The following is a 20,827-nucleotide window of genomic DNA, read 5'->3' as shown; positions in this document are numbered from 1 at the left end:
CATGTCGCCATGGCCACGCTCTTCGACACCTTCTCCTTCACCGGCTCCGCGCCGGGCCCGCGCCTCCTCATCCTCGGCGCCGTCCACGGCAACGAAACCTGCGGCGCGGTCGCCATCCAGCGGCTGCTGAAAGAACTCGCGTCCGGCGAAGTGCTGATCCAAGCCGGCCAGCTCACGCTGGTCCCGGTCACCAACAAGCTCGCCTTCGACCGCAAGCAGCGCGCCGGCGACCGCAACCTGAACCGCAACCTGCAGCCGAACGCACACCCGCAGGACAACGAAGACCGCATCGCCAACGAGCTGTGTCCGCTGCTGGAAGCCAACGAGGTGCTGCTGGACCTGCACTCTTTCCACTCGCCCGGCCAGCCCTTCGTCATGGTCGGCCCGGGCAACAACACGGACCCACTGCAGCCCTTCGCCCACGCCAGCGAGGAAGAAGCCCTGGCGCGCTCGCTGGGCGTCACGCGCGCCGTCGATGGCTGGCTGGAGACCTACGCCCGTGGCGCGACGCGCCGCGGCGACCGGGTGGAGTACGGCGTCGGCACCACGGAATACATGCGCGCTCGCGGCGGCTACGGCGTCACGCTGGAATGCGGCCAGCATGAAGACCCGTCCGCCCCCGAGGTCGCCTACGCGGCCATCCGCAATTGCCTCGCGCACCTGCGCATGGTCGACGCGCCGGCCCCGCCCGCACAGCAGATGGAGACGCTGCGCCTCGTGGAAGTGGTGGACAAAAACCAGCCCGGTGACCGCTTCGCCCAGCCCTGGAACAGTTTCGATCCCTGGTCCGCGGGCCAGTTGGTCGGCTGGCGCCAGGACGGCGCCGAGGTCCACTCCAGCGCCGCCGGCCATGTGGTTTTTCCGCACGCGGCGGCCGACCCCGGCACGGAATGGTTCTACTTTGCAGTACGGGCCCCGCGTTTCAGCTGACCGTTTCCCGCCTTACGTCCGCTTTCCCCTTGCAGGGGTACCCAAAGCTCGCATCCGGGTCTATCCTGATCGTGTCGTTCTGGCGCCCGCCCCGGGGGTGGATGCCGGCTGACAAGAGACCGATGGAAGCTCCCACAAACCTGGATCGACCGCAGACCTAAGCTGCTTCGCATCACTGGGAGGTGAGCCATGGAGAAGGCCGCTGCCGGCGCACGCGCCGGGTATGGTTCTGGTAGGAAGTTGTCGCTGGGCCACGCCGCATTGGCGCTCGGGTGCTGTTGCGCGTGCCCCCTGGTGCTGGCCGAAAGCCCCGCGGCGGCGGCGCAGGACGTCGCCGTCGCGCAGGCGCGCACCGAGCCCGCCATGCGCATCGAAGTCAACACGAGCACGCTGCCGCGCATCGATCCGCAGGACAACGGCTTCAAGGCCCCGCGCGTCGACATGACGCTGTCGCCCGACAAGCAGGGCCTCGGCGTGGTGCTCGGCATGAGCGGCTTTGGTTCCCGTGTCGGCGTGCAACCCGCAGCGCTGGCCGCGCCCGGCCCCAGCATGGACCTCGGCCTGCGCTGGCGGCAACTGGTGCAGAGCAAGCAGGTCGACGTGACGGCCTGGCGCCGCATGAGCAACGACGCCGACGCCTACACCCTCATCCAGCAGAGCCAGCAGCCGGTCTACGGCGCACGCGTCGAGATGAAGATCGACGAGGGCCGCAAGTCGGGCTTCACCGCGGCCAGCAACTTCCTCGGCTTCCAGATGGAAAGCGGCGCGCGCATCTCCGTGCGCCGCAGCGACGGCCGCCCGATGGTGTATTACCGCCAGGCCTTCTGAGCGGCGACAATGCCCGGGCGCACGCGCGCCCGGGACCATGCAACAAGAACAGGCACTACCCTCCGCCCTCGTCGTCGAGGACGACATCCACATCGGCCAGCTGCTGCAGTTCATGCTGGGGCGCTCCGGCTACCGCGTCACCCTCATCGCCGACGGCCAGGCCGCGCAGGACCACATCCTGTCGCAGCCGGCCCCCACCGTGATGCTGCTGGACGTGATGCTGCCCCACGTCGATGGCCTGCAGCTGGTCGCCCTGCTGCGGCAACAGCCTGCGTGGGAACGCGTGCCGGTGCTGATGCTCACCGCCAAGGCGCAGGAGCGCGACATCGCCCGCGCGCTGGAAGCGGGCGCCACCGACTACCTGGTCAAGCCCTTCTTGCCCGAGGACCTGCTCGCGCGCCTGCGCGCCCTCACGGGCGGCTGATTTCAGGCGAGCGGCAGCTCGAAGAAGAACTCGGTGCGCACGTCCGGCTCGCTGGTGAAGCCCATGCGACCGCCATGCGCTTCGATGATGCTGCGGCAGATGGCCAGCCCCAGCCCGGTGCCGCCTTGCGCACGCCGGTCGGAGGCGTCGGCCTGGGCGAAGCGCTGGAAGATGCGCTCGTGGAACTCCGGCGGGACGCCCGGGCCGTGGTCGGCGACGGCCACGCGCGCCTTGCCCTCGTCCACCTGCAAGGTGATTTCCACCTCGCCGCCCGGCGGCGAGAACTTCGCCGCGTTGGACAGCAGGTTCACGCACACCTGGACCAGCCGGTCGGCGTCGCCGTAGATGCGCGCGTCGGCGCCGGGCAGCAGGTGGAACTGCACCCGCATGCTCTCGGCATAGGCGCCGGTGTCGCGGATCGCCTGCTCCAGCAGCGGCCGCAGCGGCTGCGCGGCCATGCGGTATTCGATCTTGCCGCTGGCGATCTTCTCCAGGTCCAGCATCTCGTTGATCAGCCGGATCAGCCGTTCGGTGCTCTCGTGCGAGATCGTCAGCAGCTGCATCACGTCGGGCGGCAGCTCGCCGGCCATGCCGGAGGTCAGCAGGTTCAGCGAGCCGTAGATGGCGGTCAGCGGCGTGCGCAGCTCGTGCGAGACGGTGGAGATGAACTCGTCCTTCATCCGCTCCACCTCCTTGCGCCGGGAGATGTCGTGCACGAAGGCGGTGAAGAAGCGCTGCTCGCCGGTGCTCACCAGGCCCAGGCGCAGCTCCACCGGGAATTCGCGGCCCTGGCGGTCGATCATGACGCGCTCGACCGGGCGGTTCAGCGCCGCGGAGTGGCCGGTGCGGCGCACCTGTTCCAGCGTCACTTCCACATTGGTCGCATAGCGCGGCGGCACCAGCACCTCGCTGATGCGCCGGCCCACCACCTCCTCGCGGGCCCAGCCGAACACCGCTTCGGCCCGTGAGCTCCAGTCGGTGACCCGGCCGTCCAGGTCAGTGCCGATGAAAGGGTCCTGGGCCGACTCGATGATGGTCTGCACGCGGTGCTCGTTGGCCTGCACCCGTTCGAAGGCTTCCTGCAGTTCGGCCGTGCGCTGCTGCACCCGCTGTTCCAGTTGCCCATTGAGGGTGGCCAGCTCGTCGCCCTTGCTGTGCAGGCGCTCGACCATGGACTTCAACGCCGTGCCCAGCACCTCCACCTCGCGGTAGCCGTGCGAGGTCGGAACCTCGACCGGGTCGCCCGATTCCAGCCGGCGCGCCGCCGCCGTCAGTTCCTTCAGCGGCCGCGTGACGGCGCGCGCGGCGAACCACCCGATGATCGAGAACAGGATGGCGAGCAGCGCGCCAGCGATCGCGATGCGCTGCTGCAGCTCGCGCAGCGGCGCGTAAGCCGTCCCCAGCTCCTGCCGCACCAGCACGTACCAGCCCAGGCCGGGCGAACCGAGGAAGCCATTGCTGCGCGCGAAGCCCACCAGGTACTTCTGGCCGTTGGGCCACTGCTCGATGAGGTAGCCGCGCTCGCGCGCCTGGGCCCGCTGCAGGCTGGCCAGCTGGAGCTTGCCGCCCTCGGCATCCGGCGGCCCGAGCAGCACGCTGCCATCGGCCGCCACGATCAGCGGGTCCATGCGGCGCGCGGCGGCGCCGAAGATGACCTGGCGCACGTCCTTGGCCCACTCCCAGGACACGTGGGCCGCCAGCACGCCGTTGGTGATGCCGGTCCCCTGCACCGGGAAGGCGATGTCGAACTGTCGCGGCAGGCCGTCGCTGGCGCCGGGCAATTCGCCCGAATGCACGTCCACCAGGTGGTTGCCGGCGCGCGCGCTGCGGAACCAGGGGGTCTGCGAGACGTCGTCGCCCTTGCGGGCGCCGCCGCTGCCGGCCTGCACCACGCCCTTTTCGTCCGTCAGGCCCAGCCACAGGTAGTAGCGGTAGCTGTTGCGCGTGGCGTCCAGGTCGGCCTGGACCTCGCGCCAGGTGTCGGCGTCGCGCAGGCGCTCGGACATCAGCAGGATCTCGCGGTGCCGCTCGAACAGGCCGCGGTCCAGCCGCGATGCGGTCTGCTGTGCCAGCTCCGCCAGGCTCGAGCCGATGTTCGCCGCGACGTCGCGGCTGACCGTGCGCTCGATGACCAGCGCCAGCAGCAACGTCAGCAGCACCGAAAGCGCGGAAAACGCGAACGCCAGCCAGGCGCCCAGCGTGGTCAGCGGCAGCAGGCGGCGCCGCTTCATGCGCCGCGGCCGTCCCGGCTGGAAGGCGGACATGCCGGGGCGGGCGTGCGGCGATGGGTCTTTGCTATCGCATCAATAGCATGGAGCGGCCGGCGGGGGGACTGGGTTTCTGTCACAATGCCCTGACTGTAGCGGGACATTCACCGCACCCGAGAGGAACCCATGGCCAGCGACCTGATCAAGCACATCTCCGACGCCTCCTTCGAATCCGACGTCCTGCAGTCGGACAAGCCGGTGCTCGTGGACTACTGGGCCGAATGGTGCGGCCCCTGCAAGATGATCGCGCCGATCCTGGACGAAGTGTCCGAGTCGTACAAGGACAAGCTGCAGATCGCCAAGATGAACGTGGACGAAAACCGCGACATCCCGGGCAAGTTCGGCATCCGCGGCATCCCCACCCTGATGCTGTTCAAGGGCGGCGAACTCAAAGGCACCCTGGTGGGCGCCAAGCCGAAGGCGGAGATCGTCGCTTTCGTCGACAAGCACTCCGCCTAAGGGCAACACCTGAACATCGACGGGGCCGCAACGGCCCCGCTTCCTTTTTTTTGTTGCATAATCGTTTCCAACCACTGGCCGCCGACCCAAGCAGACCAGTTCGAGTTCCGGTTCGCAGGGCATCTCTCCGCCCCGCTTCGAACCTCCCCCAAGACCACCAAGAACACTGCCCCGAAGGGGTCCTCCCATGCACCTGAACGAACTCAAGGCGCTGCACGTCTCCGAAGTCCTCAAGCAGGCCGAAGAGCTCGAAATCGAAAACACCGGCCGGATGCGCAAGCAGGAGCTGATGTTCGCGATCATCAAGAAGCGCGCCCGCGCCGGCGAACAGGTCTTCGCAGATGGCGTGCTCGAAATCCTGCCTGACGGCTTCGGCTTCCTGCGCAGCCCGGACACCAGCTACACGGCGTCCACCGACGACATCTACATCTCGCCCTCGCAGGTGCGCCGCTTCAACCTGCACACCGGCGACATGATCGAAGGTGAAGTGCGCACGCCCAAGGACGGCGAGCGCTACTTCGCGCTGACCAAGCTGGATGCCGTGAACGGCGGCCCGCCCGAGCAGAACAAGCACAAGGTGATGTTCGAGAACCTGACGCCGCTGTTCCCGAAGGAACAGATGCGCCTCGAACGCGAAGCCTTCAAGGGCGAAGAGAACGTCACCGGCCGCGTCATCGACATCATCGCGCCCATCGGCCGTGGCCAGCGTGCGCTGATCGTCGCGCCGCCCAAGAGCGGCAAGACGGTGATGATGCAGAGCATCGCGCATGCCATCGCCGCCAACCACCCGGACGTGCACATGATGGTGCTGCTGGTGGACGAGCGCCCCGAGGAAGTGACCGACATGCAGCGCTCGGTGAAGGCCGAGGTCATCGCCTCCACCTTCGACGAGCCGGCCGCCCGCCACGTGCACGTCGCCGAAATGGTGATCGAGCGCGCCAAGCGCCTGGTCGAACTGAAGAAGGACGTGGTGATCCTGCTGGACTCGATCACCCGCCTCGCCCGCGCCTACAACAACGTCGTGCCCTCGTCCGGCAAGGTGCTGACCGGCGGTGTTGACGCCAACGCGCTGCAGCGCCCCAAGCGCTTCCTGGGCGCCGCCCGCAACGTCGAAGAAGGCGGCTCGCTGACCATCATCGCCACCGCGCTGATCGACACCGGCTCGCGCATGGACGAAGTGATCTTCGAAGAGTTCAAGGGCACCGGCAACTGCGAACTGCACCTGGACCGCCGCCTCTACGAGAAGCGCGTGTTCCCCTCGATCCAGCTGAATCGCTCCGGCACCCGCCGCGAGGAACTGCTGCTGGCCCCCGAGATCCTGCAGAAGACCCGCATCCTGCGCCAGTTCATGTACAACATGGACGAGATCGAGGCGATGGAAATGGTGCTGAAGTCGATGAAGGCCACCAAGACCAACGTGGAGTTCTTCGACATGATGCGCCGCGGCGGCTGACCCGCCCGTCACACCTCCCCACCGCAAAGCGGCGCAGTTGCGCCGCTTTTGCTTTTGGTCCGACACTTGAGCCATGCATCGCCGCGCAGTACTCGCTTTCGCATTGCTCCCCCTCGCCGCGGGCGCCCGCCCGCTCGCCGAAATCCGCCGCAGCGGCAAGCTGCGGATCGCCACCGAAGGCGCCTTCGCGCCCTTCAACTATTTCGACCAGGGCCGGCTCACCGGTTTCGAGGTCGAACTCGCGCAGCTCGTCGCGAAGAAGATGGGCCTCGCGCTGGAATGGAAGACACTGGGCTTCGACGGCCTGCTCACCGGCCTGGGCCAGGACCGCTGGGACGTGGTGATCGCCTCGCACGGCATCACCGAGGAGCGCGCGAAGGCCGTCAGCTTCATGGCGCCGCACTATTGCTCCGGCGGTCTCGTGGTTGCGCGCGACCCGAAGATCCGCCGCGCCAGGGACCTCGCCGGCCGCACCGTCGCCGTGCAGACCGGCACCACCTACCTGGAGCAGGTGAAGAAGCTGGTGCCGCCGCCCAGGGACGTGAAGAACTTCCCGACGGACGTGGATGCCCGCGCGGCCCTGGTCACCGGCCGCGTCGACGCCTGGGTGTCGGACCGCTTCGTGGCGCTGGAGACGCTGCAGAAGAACCCGCAGCTGAAGCTCAAGGCCGGCGAGTTGCTGTTCACCGAGCGCATCGCGGCGGCCGCCGCCAAGGGCAACCTGCCGCTGGTGGAGGCGTGGAACAAGACCCTGGCGGCACTGATGGCCGATGGCAGCTATGCGGCGCTGTCGCGCCGCTGGTTCGGCGAAGACGTGCGCTGCACATGACGACTGCGCCGCGGCCCATCCCCTGGATACGGCGCCGCGGCCATGCCGGACTGCTGGTGGCAGCCCTGGTGCTGGTGGCCACGCTGTGGCTGCTGGGCGCCGTGCTGGCACTGCTGCCGGAGCCGATCGGGAACAATGCCGCCCAGTTCGCGGCCGGCGCCCGCATGACGCTGTGGCTCACCCTGGCCGCCGGCACCATCGGCCTCATGCTGGGCACGTTGGCCGCACTGGGGCGCAGTTCGGAGCGTGCCGGGCCGCGTGCCGTGGCCGGCGCCTACCTGTGGATCATCCGCGGCACGCCGCTGCTGGTGCAGATCCTGTTCTTCTACTTCGCGCTGCCGGTGCTGGTGCCGGGCTGGAACCTGCCGGACTTCGCCGCCGCCGTCGTGGCGCTCGCCATCAACGTCGGCGCCTACAACGCCGAGGCCATTCGCGCCGGCCTGATCGCGGTGCCGCACAGCCAGCGCGACGCCGCCCGCGCCCTGGGCATGCGGCCGCTGCAGGTGCAGGCGCACGTCGTGTTCCCGCAGGCCATCCGCGTCGCGCTGCCGCCGCTGGCCAACAACGTGGTGGCGCTGCTGAAGGATTCCTCGCTGGCCTTTGCCATCGGCGTCGTGGAGCTCACCAACGTGGGCAACCGGGTGCAGGCCGCCACCTTCCAGCCCTTGCCGACGCTGGCGGCCACGGCCTGCATCTACCTGCTGCTGACGACCTGGCTCACCCAGGCCGCGGGCGCGCTGGAGGAACACTGGGACGCGCCCGGGCGACAATCGGGACATGGCTGAAGTCACGATCTTCCACAACCCCGCCTGCGGCACCAGCCGCAACACGCTGGCGCTGCTGCGCCATGCCGGCCTGGAGCCGCGCGTCGTCGAGTACCTGAAGACGCCGCCTTCGCGCGAGGAGCTGAAGCAGCTGCTCGCCGAGATGGGCATGACGGTGCGCCAGTTGCTGCGCGAGAAAGGCACGCCTTACGGCGAGCTCGGGCTGGCCGACGCCAAGTGGAGCGACGAGCAGCTGCTGGACTTCATGCAGCAGCATCCGATCCTGATGGAGCGGCCCGTCGTCCGCACGGCGCTGGGCACCAAGGTCTGCCGCCCCTGCGAGGAAGTGCTGGAACTGCTGCCCGTGGGCCCCATCGCGCCTTTCACCAAGCAGGACGGCAGCGTGGTGCAGGACCCCGGCCAGCGCCGGGGCTGAGCGGTCGGCATGAAGCACGGCTTGCTGGCAGCCGCCCTGTGCGCCTGCCTCGCCCTCGTCGGCTGCAACCGGGACGACTCGCTGGACGATGCCCCGGAGCCGGCCAAGCCCCTGGTGCCGCAGGTCACCGGCGGCGGCGCCAGCTTCCCTGCGCCGCTCTATGCCCGCTGGGCTGCCGACTACGCGAAGGGCGGCGGCGCCCACGTCAACTACCAGTCCCTGGGCTCGGCAGCCGGCATCCGGCAGGTCGAAGCCGGGACGCTGGATTTCGCCGGCTCCGACAAGCCCCTGAACGACGAGGAGCTGGCAAAGAACGGCCTGCTGCAGTTCCCGACCGTGATCGGTGGCGTCGTGCCCGTCGTCAACATCGCCGGCATCGGCCCGGGCCAGCTGCGCCTGAATGGGCAGGTACTGGGCGACATCTACCTGGGCAGGTTGCAAAGGTGGAACGATCCGGCCATCGCGGCCCTGAACCCCGGTCTCGCGCTGCCCGATGCGGCGATCGCCCCGATCCGGCGCGCCGACGGCTCGGGCAGCACCTTCGTCTTCACCAACTACCTGTCCAAGACCAACGCCGAATGGAAAGCCCGGGTGGGCGAAGGCACCGCGGTCAACTGGCCGGCCGGCGCCGGCGGCAAGGGCAATGAAGGCGTGGCGGCCTTCGTCGGGCGGCTGCCCAATTCGATCGGCTACGTGGAGTACTCCTACGTCCGGCAGAACCGGATGAAGTACGCGTTGCTGCAGAATGCAGCCGGCCAGTTCGTTGCGCCCGGCGACCAGTCGTTCCAGGCGGCGGCCGCCGGCGCGGACTGGAACCGCAGCTTCTACCAGGTGCTGACGCAGCAGCGGGGCGCCGACGCCTGGCCCATCACCGGCGCCACTTTCATCCTGCTGCACCGGCAGCTGGAGCATCCCGCCGCGACGGCCGACGCGCTGCGCTTCTTCGACTGGGCCTACACCCATGGCGACGCCACGGCGGCCAGCCTCGGCTACGTACCCATGCCCGCGGCCGTGAAGGCCCAGGTGCGCCAACTCTGGGCTTCCCAGCCCGGCCGGTAGAAAAAGCTATAATCGTGGGCTTCCCCTTTCGGAAAGTACGCCGGATGTCCCGGCGCGGCTACCGGACCTGACCGAGGACCCCATGAAAGAAGGCATTCACCCCAACTACCGCGACGTGTGCTTCGTGGACCTGTCGAACGGCTTCAAGTTCGTCACCCGCTCCTGCGTCAACACCCGCGAGACGACCAAGATGGACGACGGCCGCGAACTGCCGCTGTTCAAGCTGGACACCTCCAGCGAGTCGCACCCCTTCTACACGGGCACCCAGAAGTCCGTGAACGACATGGGCGGCCGCGTGGACAAGTTCCTGAAGAAGTTCGGCAACAAGGCCGCCGCCAAGTAAGGCTTCCGGCCCCCAAGCAGAAAAGGCAGCTGATGGCTGCCTTTTCCGTTTATGGGGCCGCACCGAGCTTTAGGCCACAATCCACCCGCGTGAACCAGCCCACCCCCGCCATCGTCGCCCAGAGCGCCGTGCGCCGCCTGCCGCGGGTGGCCCTGCTGCTTTTCTGCGCCGCCTACGTCATTCCCGGCTTCATCGGCCGCGGACCGTGGAAGAACCAGGACATGATGGCCTTCGGCTACATGTACGAGCTGGCCACTGGCCATGCTTCCTGGCTGCATCCCACGCTGCTGGGCCAGCCGCCGGAGTTCGACGCCCTGCTGCCGTACTGGCTGGGCGCCTGGGCCATCAAGCTGGCGCCGCCCTGGGTCGCCGCCGATTTCGCGGCGCGCCTGCCCTTCATCGGCCTCTTGGTGCTGACGCTGGCCGCCACCTGGTACGCCGTCTACTACCTGAGCCGCACGCCCGGCGCGCAGCCCGTGCCCTTCGCCTTCGGCGGCGAGGCCCACACCACCGATTACGCGCGGGCCATGGCCGATGGCGGCCTGCTGGCCCTGGTGGCGAGCCTGGGCCTGATGCAGCTGTCGCACGAGACCACGCCGGCGCTCGCGCAGCTGGGATTCACGGCGCTCACTTTCTACGGCCTCGCGGCCCTGCCCTATCGCCTGCTGGCCGGCGGCATTGCCGTCGCCCTGGGCCTGCTGGGCCTGGCCCTCAGTGGCGCGCCTTCGATGGGCGTGCTGTTCGGCCTGGGCGGCGCCGTGCTGCACTTCACCGATCCGCCGGATGACGCGACGCCGGAAGCGCGCGGCAGCGGCGGCGCCGTGCTCGTGATCCTGCTGGCTGCCGCGGCCTCGGCCTTCGCCGCCGGCTTCCACACCTGGCACTGGCGCCTGGGCGCCAACGAAGGCGTGGGCCAGGAATTGCACACGGTGCTCCGCCTGATCGTCTGGTTCACCTGGCCGGCCTGGCCGCTGGCGCTGTGGACCGTGTGGCGCTGGCGCCGCCAGCTGACGCGCCGCCACGTGGCGCTGCCGCTGTGGTTCGCGCTGGTCTCGCTGGCCACCACGATGCTGGCGCCCAACCCCGACCGCGCGCTGCTGCTGGGGCTGCCCGCGGTCGCCACGCTGGCGGCTTTTGCGCTACCCACTTTCTCGCGCAGCGCATCTTCGCTGATCGACTGGTTCACGCTGCTGTTCTTCAGCGGCTGCGCGCTGTTCATCTGGATCATGTGGGTCGCGATCCAGACAGGCTTCCCGCCGCGACCCGCCGCCAACGTGGCGCGGCTCGCGCCCGGCTTCCAGGCCAGCTTCGGCCTCATCGCCTTCGTCGTCGCCCTGGCCGCGACCCTGGCCTGGGCCTGGCTCGTGCGCTGGCGCACCAGCCGCAGCCGCGAGGCGATCTGGAAGAGCCTGGTGCTGCCGGCCGGCGGCACCGCGCTGTGCTGGCTGCTGGTGACCACGCTGTGGCTGCCGGCGCTGGATTACGCGCGCAGCTACGTCGCCCAGGTCAGCCACCTGGTGCAGAAGCTGGATCCCAACGAATGCGTCGAGGCCTTCGGCCTGACGCGCGCCCAGGTCGCGGCACTGCGCTTCCACGGCGGCCTGGACCTGCGTGCCGCGGGCCAGCCATCGGGCTGCCGCTGGCTGGTGACCACGCAGGAGCTGCAGCCCGCGCTGGGCATGGTGGCGGACCCGCAGCTGTGGGCCCTGGTCGGCGCGGCGAACCGGCCCACCGACGCCAAGGACAACCTGCTCCTGTACCGCAAGAAGTGACGGAACGCGGGATCATCGCGCGCCACGCCGGCACGGTGCTGGCCGGCCAGCTGGCCACCATGGCGTTCGGCATCACGGACACCATCGTGGCCGGGCGCTATTCGCAGCAGGCGCTGGCCGCGCTCTCGGTGGGTTCGGCCGTCTACATCACCGTGTTCGTGGCCTTGATGGGCGTGCTGACGTCGCTGCTGCCGATCTGGGCCGAGCTGCATGGCGCCGGCCGCAAGCTGGAACTCGGTCGCTCGGTGCGGCAGGCGCTGTACCTGGCCGCCGCGGCTTCGGTGGTGGGCGTGGTCGCCCTTTTCTTCCCCGGCTTCCTGCTGCAGGCCACCGACGTGCCGCCGGCCCTGCAGGGCGACGTGCGCAGCTACCTCGAGGTGCTGGCCCTGGCGCTGCCGCCGGCGCTGCTGTTCCGCCTCTACAGCACGCTGAACCAGAGTCTCCTCAAGCCGCAACTGGTGACCTGGCTGCAGCTCGCGTCGCTGCTGGTGAAGGTGCCGCTGACGATCTGGTTCGCCTTTGGCGGCCTCGGCCTGGACTCGCACGGCGCGGTGGGCTGCGCCTGGGCCACGGTGGCGGCCAATTACCTGTTCCTTGCGCTCGCGGTGGCGCTTGTGCGCACGGACGACCTGTACCGGCCCTACGCCATCTGGCAGCGCATCGAGCCGCCCGACTGGCGCGCCATCGGCCACTTCGCCCGCCTGGGCGTGCCGGCGGGCCTGGCCATCACGGTGGAAGTCACCTCCTTCACGCTGATGGCGCTGTTCATCGCGCGCCAGGGCACGCTGGCCGCCGCGGCGCATCAGGTGGCGTCCAACCTGGCGGCCGTGCTGTACATGGTGCCGCTGTCGATGGCCATCGCCACCAGCGCGCGCGTGAGCTACTGGCTGGGCGCCGGCGACCCGAAGAAGGCGCGCGCCTCCATCCGCACCGGCTTCCGCATGGGCGCCTCGTTCGCCCTGCTGCTGTCCGGCACGGTGCTGGTGGCGCGCCATGGCATCGCGGCGATCTACTCCTCCGACCCGCAGGTGGTGAGCGTGGCGGCCGGCCTGCTGGCGCTGGTGGCGGCTTTCCACCTGGGCGACACCACCCAGGTGCTGTGCGTGTTCGTGCTGCGCTGCTACCGCGTCGCCGTGGCGCCGCTGGTGGCGTATTGCGTGCTGCTGTGGGGCGTGGGGGTGGTCGGCGGCTACACGCTCGCCTACCGCGGCCTCGGGCCGGTGCCGGCGCAGCATACGCCGGCCGCCTTCTGGACGGCCAGCAGCATCGCGCTGGGCCTGCTGGCCTTCATCCTGCCGTGGATTCTGTGGCGGGCTGTGCGGCGCTACCGGCCGGCGTGATCGCCAACGGCCGCACGCGGGTGGCCGGCAACAGGATGCAGAAGGTGGAGCCGACGCCCACCATGCTCTCGATCTTCAGCTCGCCGCCATGGCGCTGCACCACGTGCTTCACGATCGCCAGGCCCAGGCCGGTGCCGCCGGTTTCGCGCGACCGGCTGCGGTCGACGCGGTAGAAGCGCTCGGTCAGGCGCGGCAGGTGTTCGGCCGCGATGCCGGGGCCGGTGTCCCGCACGCAGAACTGGAAGCGGCCGTCCGGCAACACGTCGGCCGCGATGTCGATGGCCTCGCCGCTGGGCGTGTAGCGCACGGCGTTGGTCACCAGGTTGGACATGGCGCTGGTCAATTCCACGGCCGCGCCGGAAATCGCGGCAGCCGGCGCCGCCGTGAAGCGGATCTCCAGCTGCTTGTTCAGGGACACCGCGACGGCCTTCGCCTCCTGCTCGCATTGCGCCAGCAGCTGTCCGACCTCGGTCCATTCGCTGGCGCCGGGCAAGGGGCTGCCTTCCAGCCGCGACAGGGTCAGCAGGTCGCTCACCAGCGTCTGCATGCGCTGCGCCTGCTGCGCCATCGTCTGCAGGTAGCGCCGGCGCTCCTCGAGCGGCAGGTCCAGGTTCTGCAGCGTCTCGATGAAGCCGGAGAGCACGGTCAGCGGCGTGCGGATCTCGTGCGAGACGTTGGCGACGAAGTCGCGCCGCATGGTCTCGGCCTGCTCCACCTGCGTGACGTCGCGTGACAGCAGCAGGATGCGTCCTTCGCCGTAGGGATGCAGGCGCAGCGAGACCTTGCGCGGGCGCGACGCGGTGCTGCCGGGCCCGGCGATCACGATGTCCTGGTTGGCGGTGCGGGCGCCGTAGAACAAGCTGAACACCGGGTCGCGCACCAGGTTCACCACCTGCTGCTGCAGGTCGCGCTGCGGGTCCAGCCCGAGGTGCAAGGCTGCGGTGTCGTTGATCCACTCGATGCGGCCGTGCGGGTCCAGCAGCACCACGCCGTTGGGCGAGGAGCGGATCGCGTCGAGGAAGGATTCCAGGCGCTGCTCGGCGTCGGCCGCCTGCCGTTCGCGCTGATTGGCCGCGCGCCGCATGCGGTCGGCCGCCTCGCCCCAGAGACCGGCGACGGCGGGCGCATTGCGCAGTTCGCCGCGGCGCAGCCAGCGCAGCACGCGATAGGCGCGCAGCGTTTCCATGACGACCCAGGCCACCGCGCCCATGAGCGCGCCTTCGATGGCGAAGCGCAGGCCGCCCGCAAACCAGCCAGCCACGCCGCCGATGGCCATGCAGAAGAAGAAAGCGCCGAAGCGGGCGAGCATGGGCTCTGCGCCTGGCTCAGGCCGCCGCGCGCGAGGCGGGCTGCGCGGTGATGCGGTAGCCGGCGCCGCGCACCGTCTCCACCAGCGTGCCGGCCGCGGGGCCCAGCGCTTCGCGCAGCCGCTTCACGTGCACGTCCACCGTGCGCTCCTCGATGAACACGTGGTCGCCCCAGACCTTGTCCAGCAGCTGCTGGCGGCTGTGCACGCGCTCCGGGTACTGCATCAGGTAATTGAGCAGCTTGAACTCGGTGGGACCGAGCTTCAGCGCCCGGCCCTGCCAGGTGACGCGGTGCGCCGCGGCGTCCAGCACCAGGCCGGCCAGGCTGACGGTGTCCTCGGACTTTTCCGGGGCGCGCCGGCGCAGCACCGCACGGATGCGCGCCAGCAGTTCCTGCGTGGAAAAGGGCTTGGTGATGTAGTCGTCGGCGCCGGCGTCCAGCCCGCCCACCTTGTCCGCTTCGTCACTGCGGGCGGTGAGCATCAGGATGGGGATGGCCTTGGTGCGGGCATCGGCGCGCCAGCGGCGGGCCAGCGCCACGCCGCTCTGGCCGGGCAGCATCCAGTCCAGCAGGATGGCGTCCGGCAGCACGGCATCGATCTCGCGCTGCGCCGAGTCGCCGTCCTCCGCCCACACCGGCGCCATGCCGTTGTGGCGCAGGTTGACGGCAACCAGTTCGGCAATGGCCGGTTCGTCTTCGACGATCAGGATGCGCGGGTTCTGTTTCATTCCTTCACTTCAGGGCGGACTCGATGGTTTCCATGGGGCTGTGGCGCACGTCGGCGCCCTTCACCACGTAGATGATGAACTCGGCGATGTTCTTCGCATGATCGCCGATGCGCTCGATGGCCTTGGCCACGAACAGCAGGTCGAGGCTGGAGGAGATCGTGCGCGGATCTTCCATCATGTAGGTGATGAGCTTGCGGACGAAGCCGTCGAACTCGCGGTCCAGCAGGTCGTCCTCCTTCAGCACGGCGACGGCGGCCTGCACGTCCAGCCGGGCGAAGGCGTCCAGCACCTTGCGCAGCTGCGCGGAGGCCAGGTCGGCGGCGACGTTCAGCTCGCCGGCCGGCAGCGCGCGGACGGTCCCGCTCTTCTCGATGATGGAACGGACCATGCGCGCGATGCGCTCGGCCTCGTCGCCCACGCGCTCCAGGTTCTGCGTGGTCTTGGAGATGGCCATCAGAAGGCGCAGGTCGCGCGCGGTGGGCTGGCGGCGGGCGATGACGGAGGAGAGGTCGCGGTCGATCTCCACTTCCATCGCGTTCACGCGGGTCTCGGTCTCGACCACCTCGCGCGCCGCGTCCTCGTTGAAATGGGCCAGCGCGTAGATGGCCTGGCGGATCTGCGACTCGACGAGGCCGCCGAGCTCCATCACGCGCGAGGACAGCGAGCTGAGTTCGCTGTCGAACTGGGTCGAAAGATGCTTGTCTGCCATGACTATGGCTCTCCCTTCAGCCGAAGCGGCCCGTGATGTAGTCTTCCGTCTCCTGGCGCTTGGGCTTGAAGAAGATCTGCTCCGTCTCGCCCACTTCCACCAGGTCGCCCAGGTACATGTAGGCGGTGTAGTCGGAAACCCGCGCCGCCTGCTGCATGTTGTGGGTGACGATCACCACGGTGTAGTCGTTCTTCAGTTCCCCGATCAGCTCCTCGATCTTGCCGGTGGAGATGGGGTCCAGCGCGGAGCACGGCTCGTCGAGCAGCAGCACTTCCGGCTTGATGGCGATGCCGCGCGCGATGCACAGCCGCTGCTGCTGGCCGCCGGACAGGCCGGAGCCGCTCTGGTTCAGCTTGGCCTTCACCTCGTCCCACAGGGCCGCCTTGCGCAGCGCCCATTCGACGCGGTCGTCCATGTCGGCTTCCGACAGCGACTCGAACAGCCGCACGCCGAAGGCGATGTTGTCGTAGATGGACATCGGGAACGGCGTGGGCTTCTGGAACACCATGCCGACGCGGGCGCGGATCAGCGCCACGTCCTTCTTCGACGTGAGCAGGTTCTCGCCATCGAGCACGATCTCGCCTTCGGCGCGCTGCTCGGGGTACAGCTCGTACATGCGGTTGAAGGTGCGCAGCAGCGTGGACTTGCCGCAGCCGGACGGGCCGATGAAGGCGGTGACCTTCTTCTCGGGGATGTCCAGGTTGATGCCCTTCAAGGCGTGGAACTTGCCGTAGTAGAAGTTCAGGTTGCGCACGGCCAGCTTGGAGGGCGCGGCGCGGGAGGCGATGTTTGCGTCCATGTCAGGTCTTGTTGCGGGTCAGCACCCGCGCGAGGATGTTCAGGCCCAGCACGGCCAGGGTGATGATGAAGACGCCGGCCCAGGCCAGCTGCTGCCAGCTCTCGTAGGGGCTCATGGCGAACTTGAAGATCGTCACGGGCAGGCTCGACATCGGGCCGGACATGTCCGAGGAGAAGAACTGGTTGTTCAGCGCGGTGAAGAGCAGCGGCGCGGTCTCGCCGGAGATGCGGGCCACGGCCAGCAGCACGCCGGTGATGACGCCGGCCCGGGCCGCGCGCATGGTGATCTTCATGATCACTTTCCACTTGGGCGCGCCCAGCGCGTAAGCCGCTTCGCGCAGCGCCGACGGCACCAGCAGCAGCATGTTCTCGGTGGTGCGGATCACCACCGGGATCACGATCAGCGACAGCGACGCGGCGCCGGCCCAGCCGGAAAACTGCTTGTAGCGCGCGACGATCACGGCGTAGACGAACAGGCCGATCACGATGGACGGCGCCGACAGCAGGATGTCGTTGAAGAAGCGCGTGACGGTGCCCAGCCAGCCCTTGGGATCGTATTCGACGAGGTAGACCCCCGCCATGATGCCGATCGGCGTGCCGATGACGGTGGCCAGGGTCACCATCATGATCGAGCCCCAGATCGCGTTCCACAGCCCGCCCGCCTCGTTGGGCGGCGGGGTGACTTCGCTCAAAGTCGCCCAGTTGAGGCCGCTCACGCCCAGCTGCAGTGTGGACCACAGGATCCACACCAGCCAGAACACGCCGAAGGCCATGGCCGCGAGCGACAGGGTCAGCGCGACCTTGTTGACGCGCTTGCGCCCCAGGTACTTGCGCTCGCGGGTGGCGGCCAGGTCGGCCGCCTGCAGCAGCGATTCGCCGGTCTTCATGCACGCGCTCCTTCGTTGCGTTGCAGGCGCATCAGCAGCAGCTTGGACAGCGCCAGCACCACGAGGGTGATGAAGAACAGCACCAGGCCCAGGTACATCAGGGCCGCCTGGTGCATGCCGCTGGCCGCTTCGGCGAACTCGTTGGCGAGCGCGGACGTGATGCTGTTGGCGGGCGCGAACAGGCTGATGGAGTCGAGCTGGTTGAAGTTGCCGATGACGAAGGTCACGGCCATGGTCTCGCCCAGGGCGCGGCCCAGGCCCAGCATGACGCCGCCGATGACGCCGCCCTTGGTGTAGGGCAGCACCACCTTGAACACCACTTCCCAGGTGGTGGAGCCCAGCGCGTAGGCCGACTCCTTGAGCATCGACGGGGTGACGTCGAAGACGTCGCGCATCACCGACGCGATGAAGGGAATGATCATGATCGCCAGGATGATCCCGGCGGAAAGGAGGCCGATGCCCACCGGCGGGCCGGAGAACAGCGCGCCGAGCACCGGCACGCCGGCGAACAGCTTCTGCAGCGGCTGCTGCACGAAGGTCGCGAGCAGCGGCCCGAACACCAGCAGGCCCCACATGCCGTAGACGATGGAGGGCACGGCGGCGAGCAGTTCGATGGCGGTGCCCAGCGGGCGCTTCAGCCAGCTCGGGGACAGCTCGGTGAGGAACAGCGCGATGCCGAAGCTCACCGGCACCGCGATCAGCAGCGCGATGAAGGAGGTGGCCAGGGTGCCGTAGATCATCACCAGGCCGCCGAACTCGTTGTTCGGGGGATCCCAGACGGTGGAGGCGAAGAAGCCCAGGCCGTACTTGGAGATCGCGGGGGCGGCGCCGACCACCAGCGAGACGAGGATGCCGAGCAGCAGGCCCAGCGTCAGCAGCGCGGCGGCGCGGGCAGCCCAGCCGAACAGCCGGTCCATGTGCGCACCCGTGCGGGCACGGCCAGCGGGCGGCGGCGTCGTCATCCGCTCGCCTTGGCGTTGCGCGGGATAGTCCAGCGTGTTACCCATATGGGCGGGGAGTGTAGAGGACACGTTCTTCTCGGGCTGCACAATGAAAAGGCCGGGGCAGGCGAGCCCGCCCCGGCGGTTCAGTCGGAGCGCAGTCCGCTCACTTGAAGGCGACGTTCTTGCCGGAAGCGTCCTTCACCTCGGTCGCCCAGAGCTTCTCGATCTGGGTCTTCACGGCGGCGGGCATCGGCACGTAGTCCAGGTCCTCGGCGATCTTGTCGCCCTGCTTGAAGCCCCAGTCGAAGAACTTGAGGGCGGCGGCGGCGACGGCCGGCTTGTCCTGCTGCTTGTGCATCAGCACGTAGGTCGTGCCGGTGATGGGCCAGGACTGGGCGCCGGGCTGGTTCGTCAGGATCTGGAAGAAGCTCTTGTTCCAGGCGGCGTTGGCGGCGGCGGCCTTGAAGGCGGTGTCGTCGGGGGCCACCATCTTGCCTTCGGCGTTCTGCAGCAGCGCGTACGTCATCTTGTTCTGCTTGACGTAGGCGTATTCGACGTAGCCGATCGAGCCAGGCAGGCGGCCGACGAAAGCGGCGACGCCTTCGTTGCCCTTGCCACCGGCGCCGGTGGGCCAGTTCACGGCGGTGCCTTCACCGACCTTGGTCTTCCACTCGGGGCTGACCTTGGACAGGTAGTTGGTGAAGATGAAGCTGGTGCCGGAGCCGTCGGCGCGGCGCACCGGGGCGATCGCGTCGTCAGGCAGGTTCAGGCTGGGGTTCAGCGCCTTGATGGCGGCGTCGTTCCACTTGGTGATCTTGCCCAGGTAGATGTCGGCCAGGATCGGGCCGTTCAGGTGCAGCTGGCCGGCGGCGATGCCCTTGATGTTGACGACGGGGATCACGCCGCCGATCACCACCGGGAACTGGATCTGGCCCTTCTTGGCCAGTTCTTCGTCCGTCAGGGGCATGTCGGAAGCGCCGAAGTCCACGGTCTTGGCATCGATCTGCTTGATGCCGGCGCCGGAACCGACCGACTGGTAGTTGATCTTGACGCCGGTCGACTTGTTGTAGTCGGACGCCCACTTCGCCAGCACGGGGGCGACGAAGCTGGAGCCCGCGCCGGTGACGTCCTGGGCAGCGGCGGCGCCGGCGAACGCGAAGGTGGCCAGGGCCAGGGAAGCTGTTTGGAATCGGATGTTCATGCAATCACCTCTTGGGGGTTGGTCAATCGTTGCGAGCCGGACTTTAAAAGTCTTGTGTGACATCTCCGTGACATCGGCTGAAGCATTGATTTGCAAGGAAAAAAGCCGGCGGACGGCCCCCGGCGCGTCACCCCGCTGACACGAAACCGTCATCGTTCCGTCACGGCGTCTCCGTAAGCTCCGGCGCGAAATTTCGCACAGCCAACACCCTTTCTTCCTAGCCATGCACCTGCCTTCCCTGATCCGGCGCCGCCTGCTTGCCAGCGCCGCGGCGGCCGCCCTGGCCACGCCTGCCTGGGCCCAGCGCGGCAGCCCGGTGCTGGTCGCCCAGCTGTTCGACACCTCGCCGCGCGAGCAGGATGTCGCCAAGGACTTCCTGAACGGCTCGCGCGCCGCCTGGCAGGAGATCAACGCGCAGGGCGGCCTGCGCGGCCGGCAGGTCGTGCACCAGCCGGTCGAAGTCGATGGCGCCAACCCCGAGAGCCTGCGCCAGGCCTGGCGCGCGCTGAAGGACAACAACGCCTGCGTGGCGCTGTCCGGAACCGCCAGCGACCCGCTGGCCAGCCAGCTGACGGCGCTGCTCGCCCAGGAAAACGCGGGCATCGCCCATGCGGCGCCCTGGCTGCAGAATTCCAGCCAGGAGATCGGCGACGCCACCTTCCCCATCTTCGCGGGGCGGCGCGAGCAGATCGAACATGCGCTGAAGTCGCTGTCCGTCATGGGCATCGCGGAAGTGGGCGCGGTCTACGCCGCGCCGCGCGATTTCGCCCTCCAGCGCGACGACGTCACCCGCATCGCCGCGGACTTCAAGCTGAAGCTGTCGGACTTCCAGGCGCACGGCGACCTCGCCCGCCTGGGCCAGCGCCTCGGCCCGAACTCGCCGGCGCTGCTGCTGTTCATGGGCGGCACGCCGGAACTGCTGCAGTTCACCCAGGGCCTGCAGCGGCAGGCCCGCCAGCGCTACGTGATCGCGCTGGCCGACGTCAACCTGCAGACCCTGCAGCAGATGGGCGGCGGCAAGTCCACGCCCATCATCGCCACCCAGGCCGTGCCGATGGCGACGGCCGCCCTGCCGGTGGTGCGCCGCTACCGCGACGCCATGGCGCGGCTGTTCGACGAGCCGCCGGCGGCGCTGAGCCTGGCCGGCTACATCGCCGCCCGCTACACCTACGAAGTCCTGGCCGGCGTCGACGGCCAGCTCACGCGCGCGAGCGCCCTTTCCGAATTCCGCCGCCGGGCCGAGGTCGACCTCGGCGGCTACCGGGTCCGTTTCGATGCCAGCCGCCGCAGCACGACCTTCGTCACGCAAAGCATGCTCACCGCCGACGGCCGCGTGGTCGGCTGAGGC

At 68.9% G+C, this 20,827-nt stretch carries 21 protein-coding genes; 13 read left to right on the top strand and 8 right to left on the bottom strand.

Features of this window, described 5'->3' with window-relative positions:
- Nucleotides 1-9 precede the first annotated feature (9 nt).
- From HHL11_RS17265 to HHL11_RS17255, 3 genes are all read left to right on the top strand, one after another.
- Nucleotides 10-930 (top strand): M14 family metallopeptidase, encoded by a 921-nt coding sequence (locus HHL11_RS17265; RefSeq protein WP_169419570.1) that lies wholly within the window; start codon nt 10-12, stop codon nt 928-930.
- Nucleotides 931-1,224: 294 nt separating this feature from the next.
- Complete coding sequence (locus tag HHL11_RS17260) at nt 1,225-1,758, top strand: hypothetical protein (protein WP_169419569.1); 534 nt, start codon at nt 1,225-1,227, stop codon at nt 1,756-1,758.
- 37 nt (nt 1,759-1,795) lie between these two features.
- Entirely contained in the window at nt 1,796-2,182 is a 387-nt protein-coding gene (locus tag HHL11_RS17255; RefSeq protein ID WP_169419568.1) for a response regulator transcription factor, read from the top strand.
- Nucleotides 2,183-2,184: 2 nt separating this feature from the next.
- Here the strand turns inward: HHL11_RS17255 and HHL11_RS17250 are convergent, their stop codons facing one another.
- Nucleotides 2,185-4,413: a sensor histidine kinase gene (locus HHL11_RS17250; protein WP_169419567.1), complete on the bottom strand. Its 2,229-nt coding sequence runs from the start codon at nt 4,411-4,413 to the stop codon at nt 2,185-2,187.
- Nucleotides 4,414-4,575: 162 nt separating this feature from the next.
- Between HHL11_RS17250 and trxA the strand changes: the two genes are divergently transcribed.
- The 9 genes from trxA to HHL11_RS17205 all read left to right on the top strand — a co-directional run bounded on the left by trxA (nt 4,576) and on the right by HHL11_RS17205 (nt 12,904).
- Nucleotides 4,576-4,908, top strand: coding sequence for a thioredoxin TrxA (gene trxA / locus HHL11_RS17245; RefSeq protein ID WP_169419566.1), 333 nt, complete (start codon nt 4,576-4,578; stop codon nt 4,906-4,908).
- 187 nt (nt 4,909-5,095) lie between these two features.
- Nucleotides 5,096-6,361 carry a transcription termination factor Rho gene (gene rho, locus HHL11_RS17240; RefSeq protein ID WP_169419565.1) on the top strand — a complete coding sequence of 422 codons (1,266 nt, stop codon included), beginning with the start codon at nt 5,096-5,098 and terminating at the stop codon, nt 6,359-6,361.
- Between the two features lie 73 nt (nt 6,362-6,434).
- On the top strand, nt 6,435-7,190 hold the full coding sequence (locus tag HHL11_RS17235) for an ABC transporter substrate-binding protein (RefSeq protein ID WP_169419564.1): 756 nt from the start codon (nt 6,435-6,437) through the stop codon (nt 7,188-7,190).
- Nucleotides 7,187-7,975: an amino acid ABC transporter permease gene (locus HHL11_RS17230; RefSeq protein ID WP_169419563.1), complete on the top strand. Its 789-nt coding sequence runs from the start codon at nt 7,187-7,189 to the stop codon at nt 7,973-7,975. The genes HHL11_RS17235 and HHL11_RS17230 overlap by 4 nt, the downstream gene beginning before the upstream one ends.
- Nucleotides 7,968-8,390: an arsenate reductase (glutaredoxin) gene (gene arsC / locus HHL11_RS17225; RefSeq protein WP_169419562.1), complete on the top strand. Its 423-nt coding sequence runs from the start codon at nt 7,968-7,970 to the stop codon at nt 8,388-8,390. The genes HHL11_RS17230 and arsC overlap by 8 nt, the downstream gene beginning before the upstream one ends.
- A 9-nt stretch (nt 8,391-8,399) precedes the next feature.
- Nucleotides 8,400-9,449, top strand: a complete 1,050-nt coding sequence (gene pstS, locus HHL11_RS17220) for a phosphate ABC transporter substrate-binding protein PstS (RefSeq protein WP_169419561.1) — start codon at nt 8,400-8,402, stop codon at nt 9,447-9,449.
- Between the two features lie 82 nt (nt 9,450-9,531).
- Nucleotides 9,532-9,792, top strand: coding sequence for a type B 50S ribosomal protein L31 (locus tag HHL11_RS17215; protein ID WP_169419560.1), 261 nt, complete (start codon nt 9,532-9,534; stop codon nt 9,790-9,792).
- Nucleotides 9,793-9,881: 89 nt separating this feature from the next.
- Nucleotides 9,882-11,564 carry a hypothetical protein gene (locus HHL11_RS34435; protein ID WP_169419559.1) on the top strand — a complete coding sequence of 561 codons (1,683 nt, stop codon included), beginning with the start codon at nt 9,882-9,884 and terminating at the stop codon, nt 11,562-11,564.
- Complete coding sequence (locus HHL11_RS17205; protein ID WP_169419558.1) at nt 11,561-12,904, top strand: MATE family efflux transporter; 1,344 nt, start codon at nt 11,561-11,563, stop codon at nt 12,902-12,904. Before HHL11_RS34435 ends, HHL11_RS17205 begins: the two co-directional genes overlap by 4 nt.
- Here HHL11_RS17205 and phoR read toward each other — a convergent pair.
- The 7 genes from phoR to pstS (HHL11_RS17170) all read right to left on the bottom strand — a co-directional run bounded on the left by phoR (nt 12,852) and on the right by pstS (HHL11_RS17170) (nt 19,479).
- A complete protein-coding gene (gene phoR, locus HHL11_RS17200) occupies nt 12,852-14,213 on the bottom strand; it encodes a phosphate regulon sensor histidine kinase PhoR (RefSeq protein ID WP_169419557.1) in 1,362 nt (453 codons plus the stop codon). The two genes, HHL11_RS17205 and phoR, sit on opposite strands and share 53 nt — an antisense overlap.
- 16 nt (nt 14,214-14,229) lie before the next feature.
- The gene (gene phoB, locus HHL11_RS17195) at nt 14,230-14,940 is read right to left on the bottom strand and encodes a phosphate regulon transcriptional regulator PhoB (protein ID WP_169419556.1); all 711 of its coding nucleotides are present in this window, start codon (nt 14,938-14,940) and stop codon (nt 14,230-14,232) included.
- A gap of 4 nt (nt 14,941-14,944) precedes the next feature.
- Nucleotides 14,945-15,649, bottom strand: a complete 705-nt coding sequence (gene phoU, locus HHL11_RS17190; RefSeq protein WP_169419555.1) for a phosphate signaling complex protein PhoU — start codon at nt 15,647-15,649, stop codon at nt 14,945-14,947.
- Between the two features lie 16 nt (nt 15,650-15,665).
- Entirely contained in the window at nt 15,666-16,448 is a 783-nt protein-coding gene (pstB, locus tag HHL11_RS17185; RefSeq protein ID WP_169419554.1) for a phosphate ABC transporter ATP-binding protein PstB, read from the bottom strand.
- A gap of 1 nt (nt 16,449) precedes the next feature.
- Nucleotides 16,450-17,334, bottom strand: a complete 885-nt coding sequence (gene pstA, locus HHL11_RS17180; protein WP_169419553.1) for a phosphate ABC transporter permease PstA — start codon at nt 17,332-17,334, stop codon at nt 16,450-16,452.
- The gene (pstC, locus tag HHL11_RS17175) at nt 17,331-18,341 is read right to left on the bottom strand and encodes a phosphate ABC transporter permease PstC (protein WP_169419552.1); all 1,011 of its coding nucleotides are present in this window, start codon (nt 18,339-18,341) and stop codon (nt 17,331-17,333) included. The genes pstA and pstC overlap by 4 nt, the downstream gene beginning before the upstream one ends.
- Nucleotides 18,342-18,441: 100 nt before the next feature.
- Nucleotides 18,442-19,479: a phosphate ABC transporter substrate-binding protein PstS gene (gene pstS, locus HHL11_RS17170; protein WP_169419551.1), complete on the bottom strand. Its 1,038-nt coding sequence runs from the start codon at nt 19,477-19,479 to the stop codon at nt 18,442-18,444.
- Nucleotides 19,480-19,702: 223 nt separating this feature from the next.
- Between pstS (HHL11_RS17170) and HHL11_RS17165 the strand changes: the two genes are divergently transcribed.
- On the top strand, nt 19,703-20,824 hold the full coding sequence (locus HHL11_RS17165; RefSeq protein WP_169419550.1) for an ABC transporter substrate-binding protein: 1,122 nt from the start codon (nt 19,703-19,705) through the stop codon (nt 20,822-20,824).
- Nucleotides 20,825-20,827: the final 3 nt, after the last annotated feature.

The organism is Ramlibacter agri (genome assembly GCF_012927085.1).
In the GTDB taxonomy this organism is placed as follows: Bacteria; Pseudomonadota; Gammaproteobacteria; order Burkholderiales; family Burkholderiaceae_C; genus Ramlibacter; species Ramlibacter agri.
Note: the sequence above shows the minus strand (reverse complement) of the source record. Positions and strands in the feature narration are given on the sequence as shown.

Excerpts from the sequence above, each read along its gene's own strand:
- HHL11_RS17215 (WP_169419560.1), top strand. The coding sequence starts at position 9,532 with ATGAAAGAAGGCATTCACCCCAACTACCGCGACGTGTGCTTCGTGGAC.
- phoR (WP_169419557.1), bottom strand. The coding sequence starts at position 14,213 with ATGCTCGCCCGCTTCGGCGCTTTCTTCTTCTGCATGGCCATCGGCGGC.
- HHL11_RS17230 (WP_169419563.1), top strand. The coding sequence starts at position 7,187 with ATGACGACTGCGCCGCGGCCCATCCCCTGGATACGGCGCCGCGGCCAT.
- HHL11_RS17165 (WP_169419550.1), top strand. The coding sequence starts at position 19,703 with ATGCACCTGCCTTCCCTGATCCGGCGCCGCCTGCTTGCCAGCGCCGCG.
- pstB (WP_169419554.1), bottom strand. The coding sequence starts at position 16,448 with ATGGACGCAAACATCGCCTCCCGCGCCGCGCCCTCCAAGCTGGCCGTG.
- trxA (WP_169419566.1), top strand. The coding sequence starts at position 4,576 with ATGGCCAGCGACCTGATCAAGCACATCTCCGACGCCTCCTTCGAATCC.
- HHL11_RS17255 (WP_169419568.1), top strand. The coding sequence starts at position 1,796 with ATGCAACAAGAACAGGCACTACCCTCCGCCCTCGTCGTCGAGGACGAC.
- phoB (WP_169419556.1), bottom strand. The coding sequence starts at position 14,940 with ATGAAACAGAACCCGCGCATCCTGATCGTCGAAGACGAACCGGCCATT.
- HHL11_RS17250 (WP_169419567.1), bottom strand. The coding sequence starts at position 4,413 with ATGAAGCGGCGCCGCCTGCTGCCGCTGACCACGCTGGGCGCCTGGCTG.
- pstA (WP_169419553.1), bottom strand. The coding sequence starts at position 17,334 with ATGAAGACCGGCGAATCGCTGCTGCAGGCGGCCGACCTGGCCGCCACC.
- HHL11_RS17265 (WP_169419570.1), top strand. The coding sequence starts at position 10 with ATGGCCACGCTCTTCGACACCTTCTCCTTCACCGGCTCCGCGCCGGGC.
- pstS (WP_169419561.1), top strand. The coding sequence starts at position 8,400 with ATGAAGCACGGCTTGCTGGCAGCCGCCCTGTGCGCCTGCCTCGCCCTC.
- HHL11_RS17235 (WP_169419564.1), top strand. The coding sequence starts at position 6,435 with ATGCATCGCCGCGCAGTACTCGCTTTCGCATTGCTCCCCCTCGCCGCG.
- arsC (WP_169419562.1), top strand. The coding sequence starts at position 7,968 with ATGGCTGAAGTCACGATCTTCCACAACCCCGCCTGCGGCACCAGCCGC.
- pstC (WP_169419552.1), bottom strand. The coding sequence starts at position 18,341 with ATGGGTAACACGCTGGACTATCCCGCGCAACGCCAAGGCGAGCGGATG.
- rho (WP_169419565.1), top strand. The coding sequence starts at position 5,096 with ATGCACCTGAACGAACTCAAGGCGCTGCACGTCTCCGAAGTCCTCAAG.
- phoU (WP_169419555.1), bottom strand. The coding sequence starts at position 15,649 with ATGGCAGACAAGCATCTTTCGACCCAGTTCGACAGCGAACTCAGCTCG.
- pstS (WP_169419551.1), bottom strand. The coding sequence starts at position 19,479 with ATGAACATCCGATTCCAAACAGCTTCCCTGGCCCTGGCCACCTTCGCG.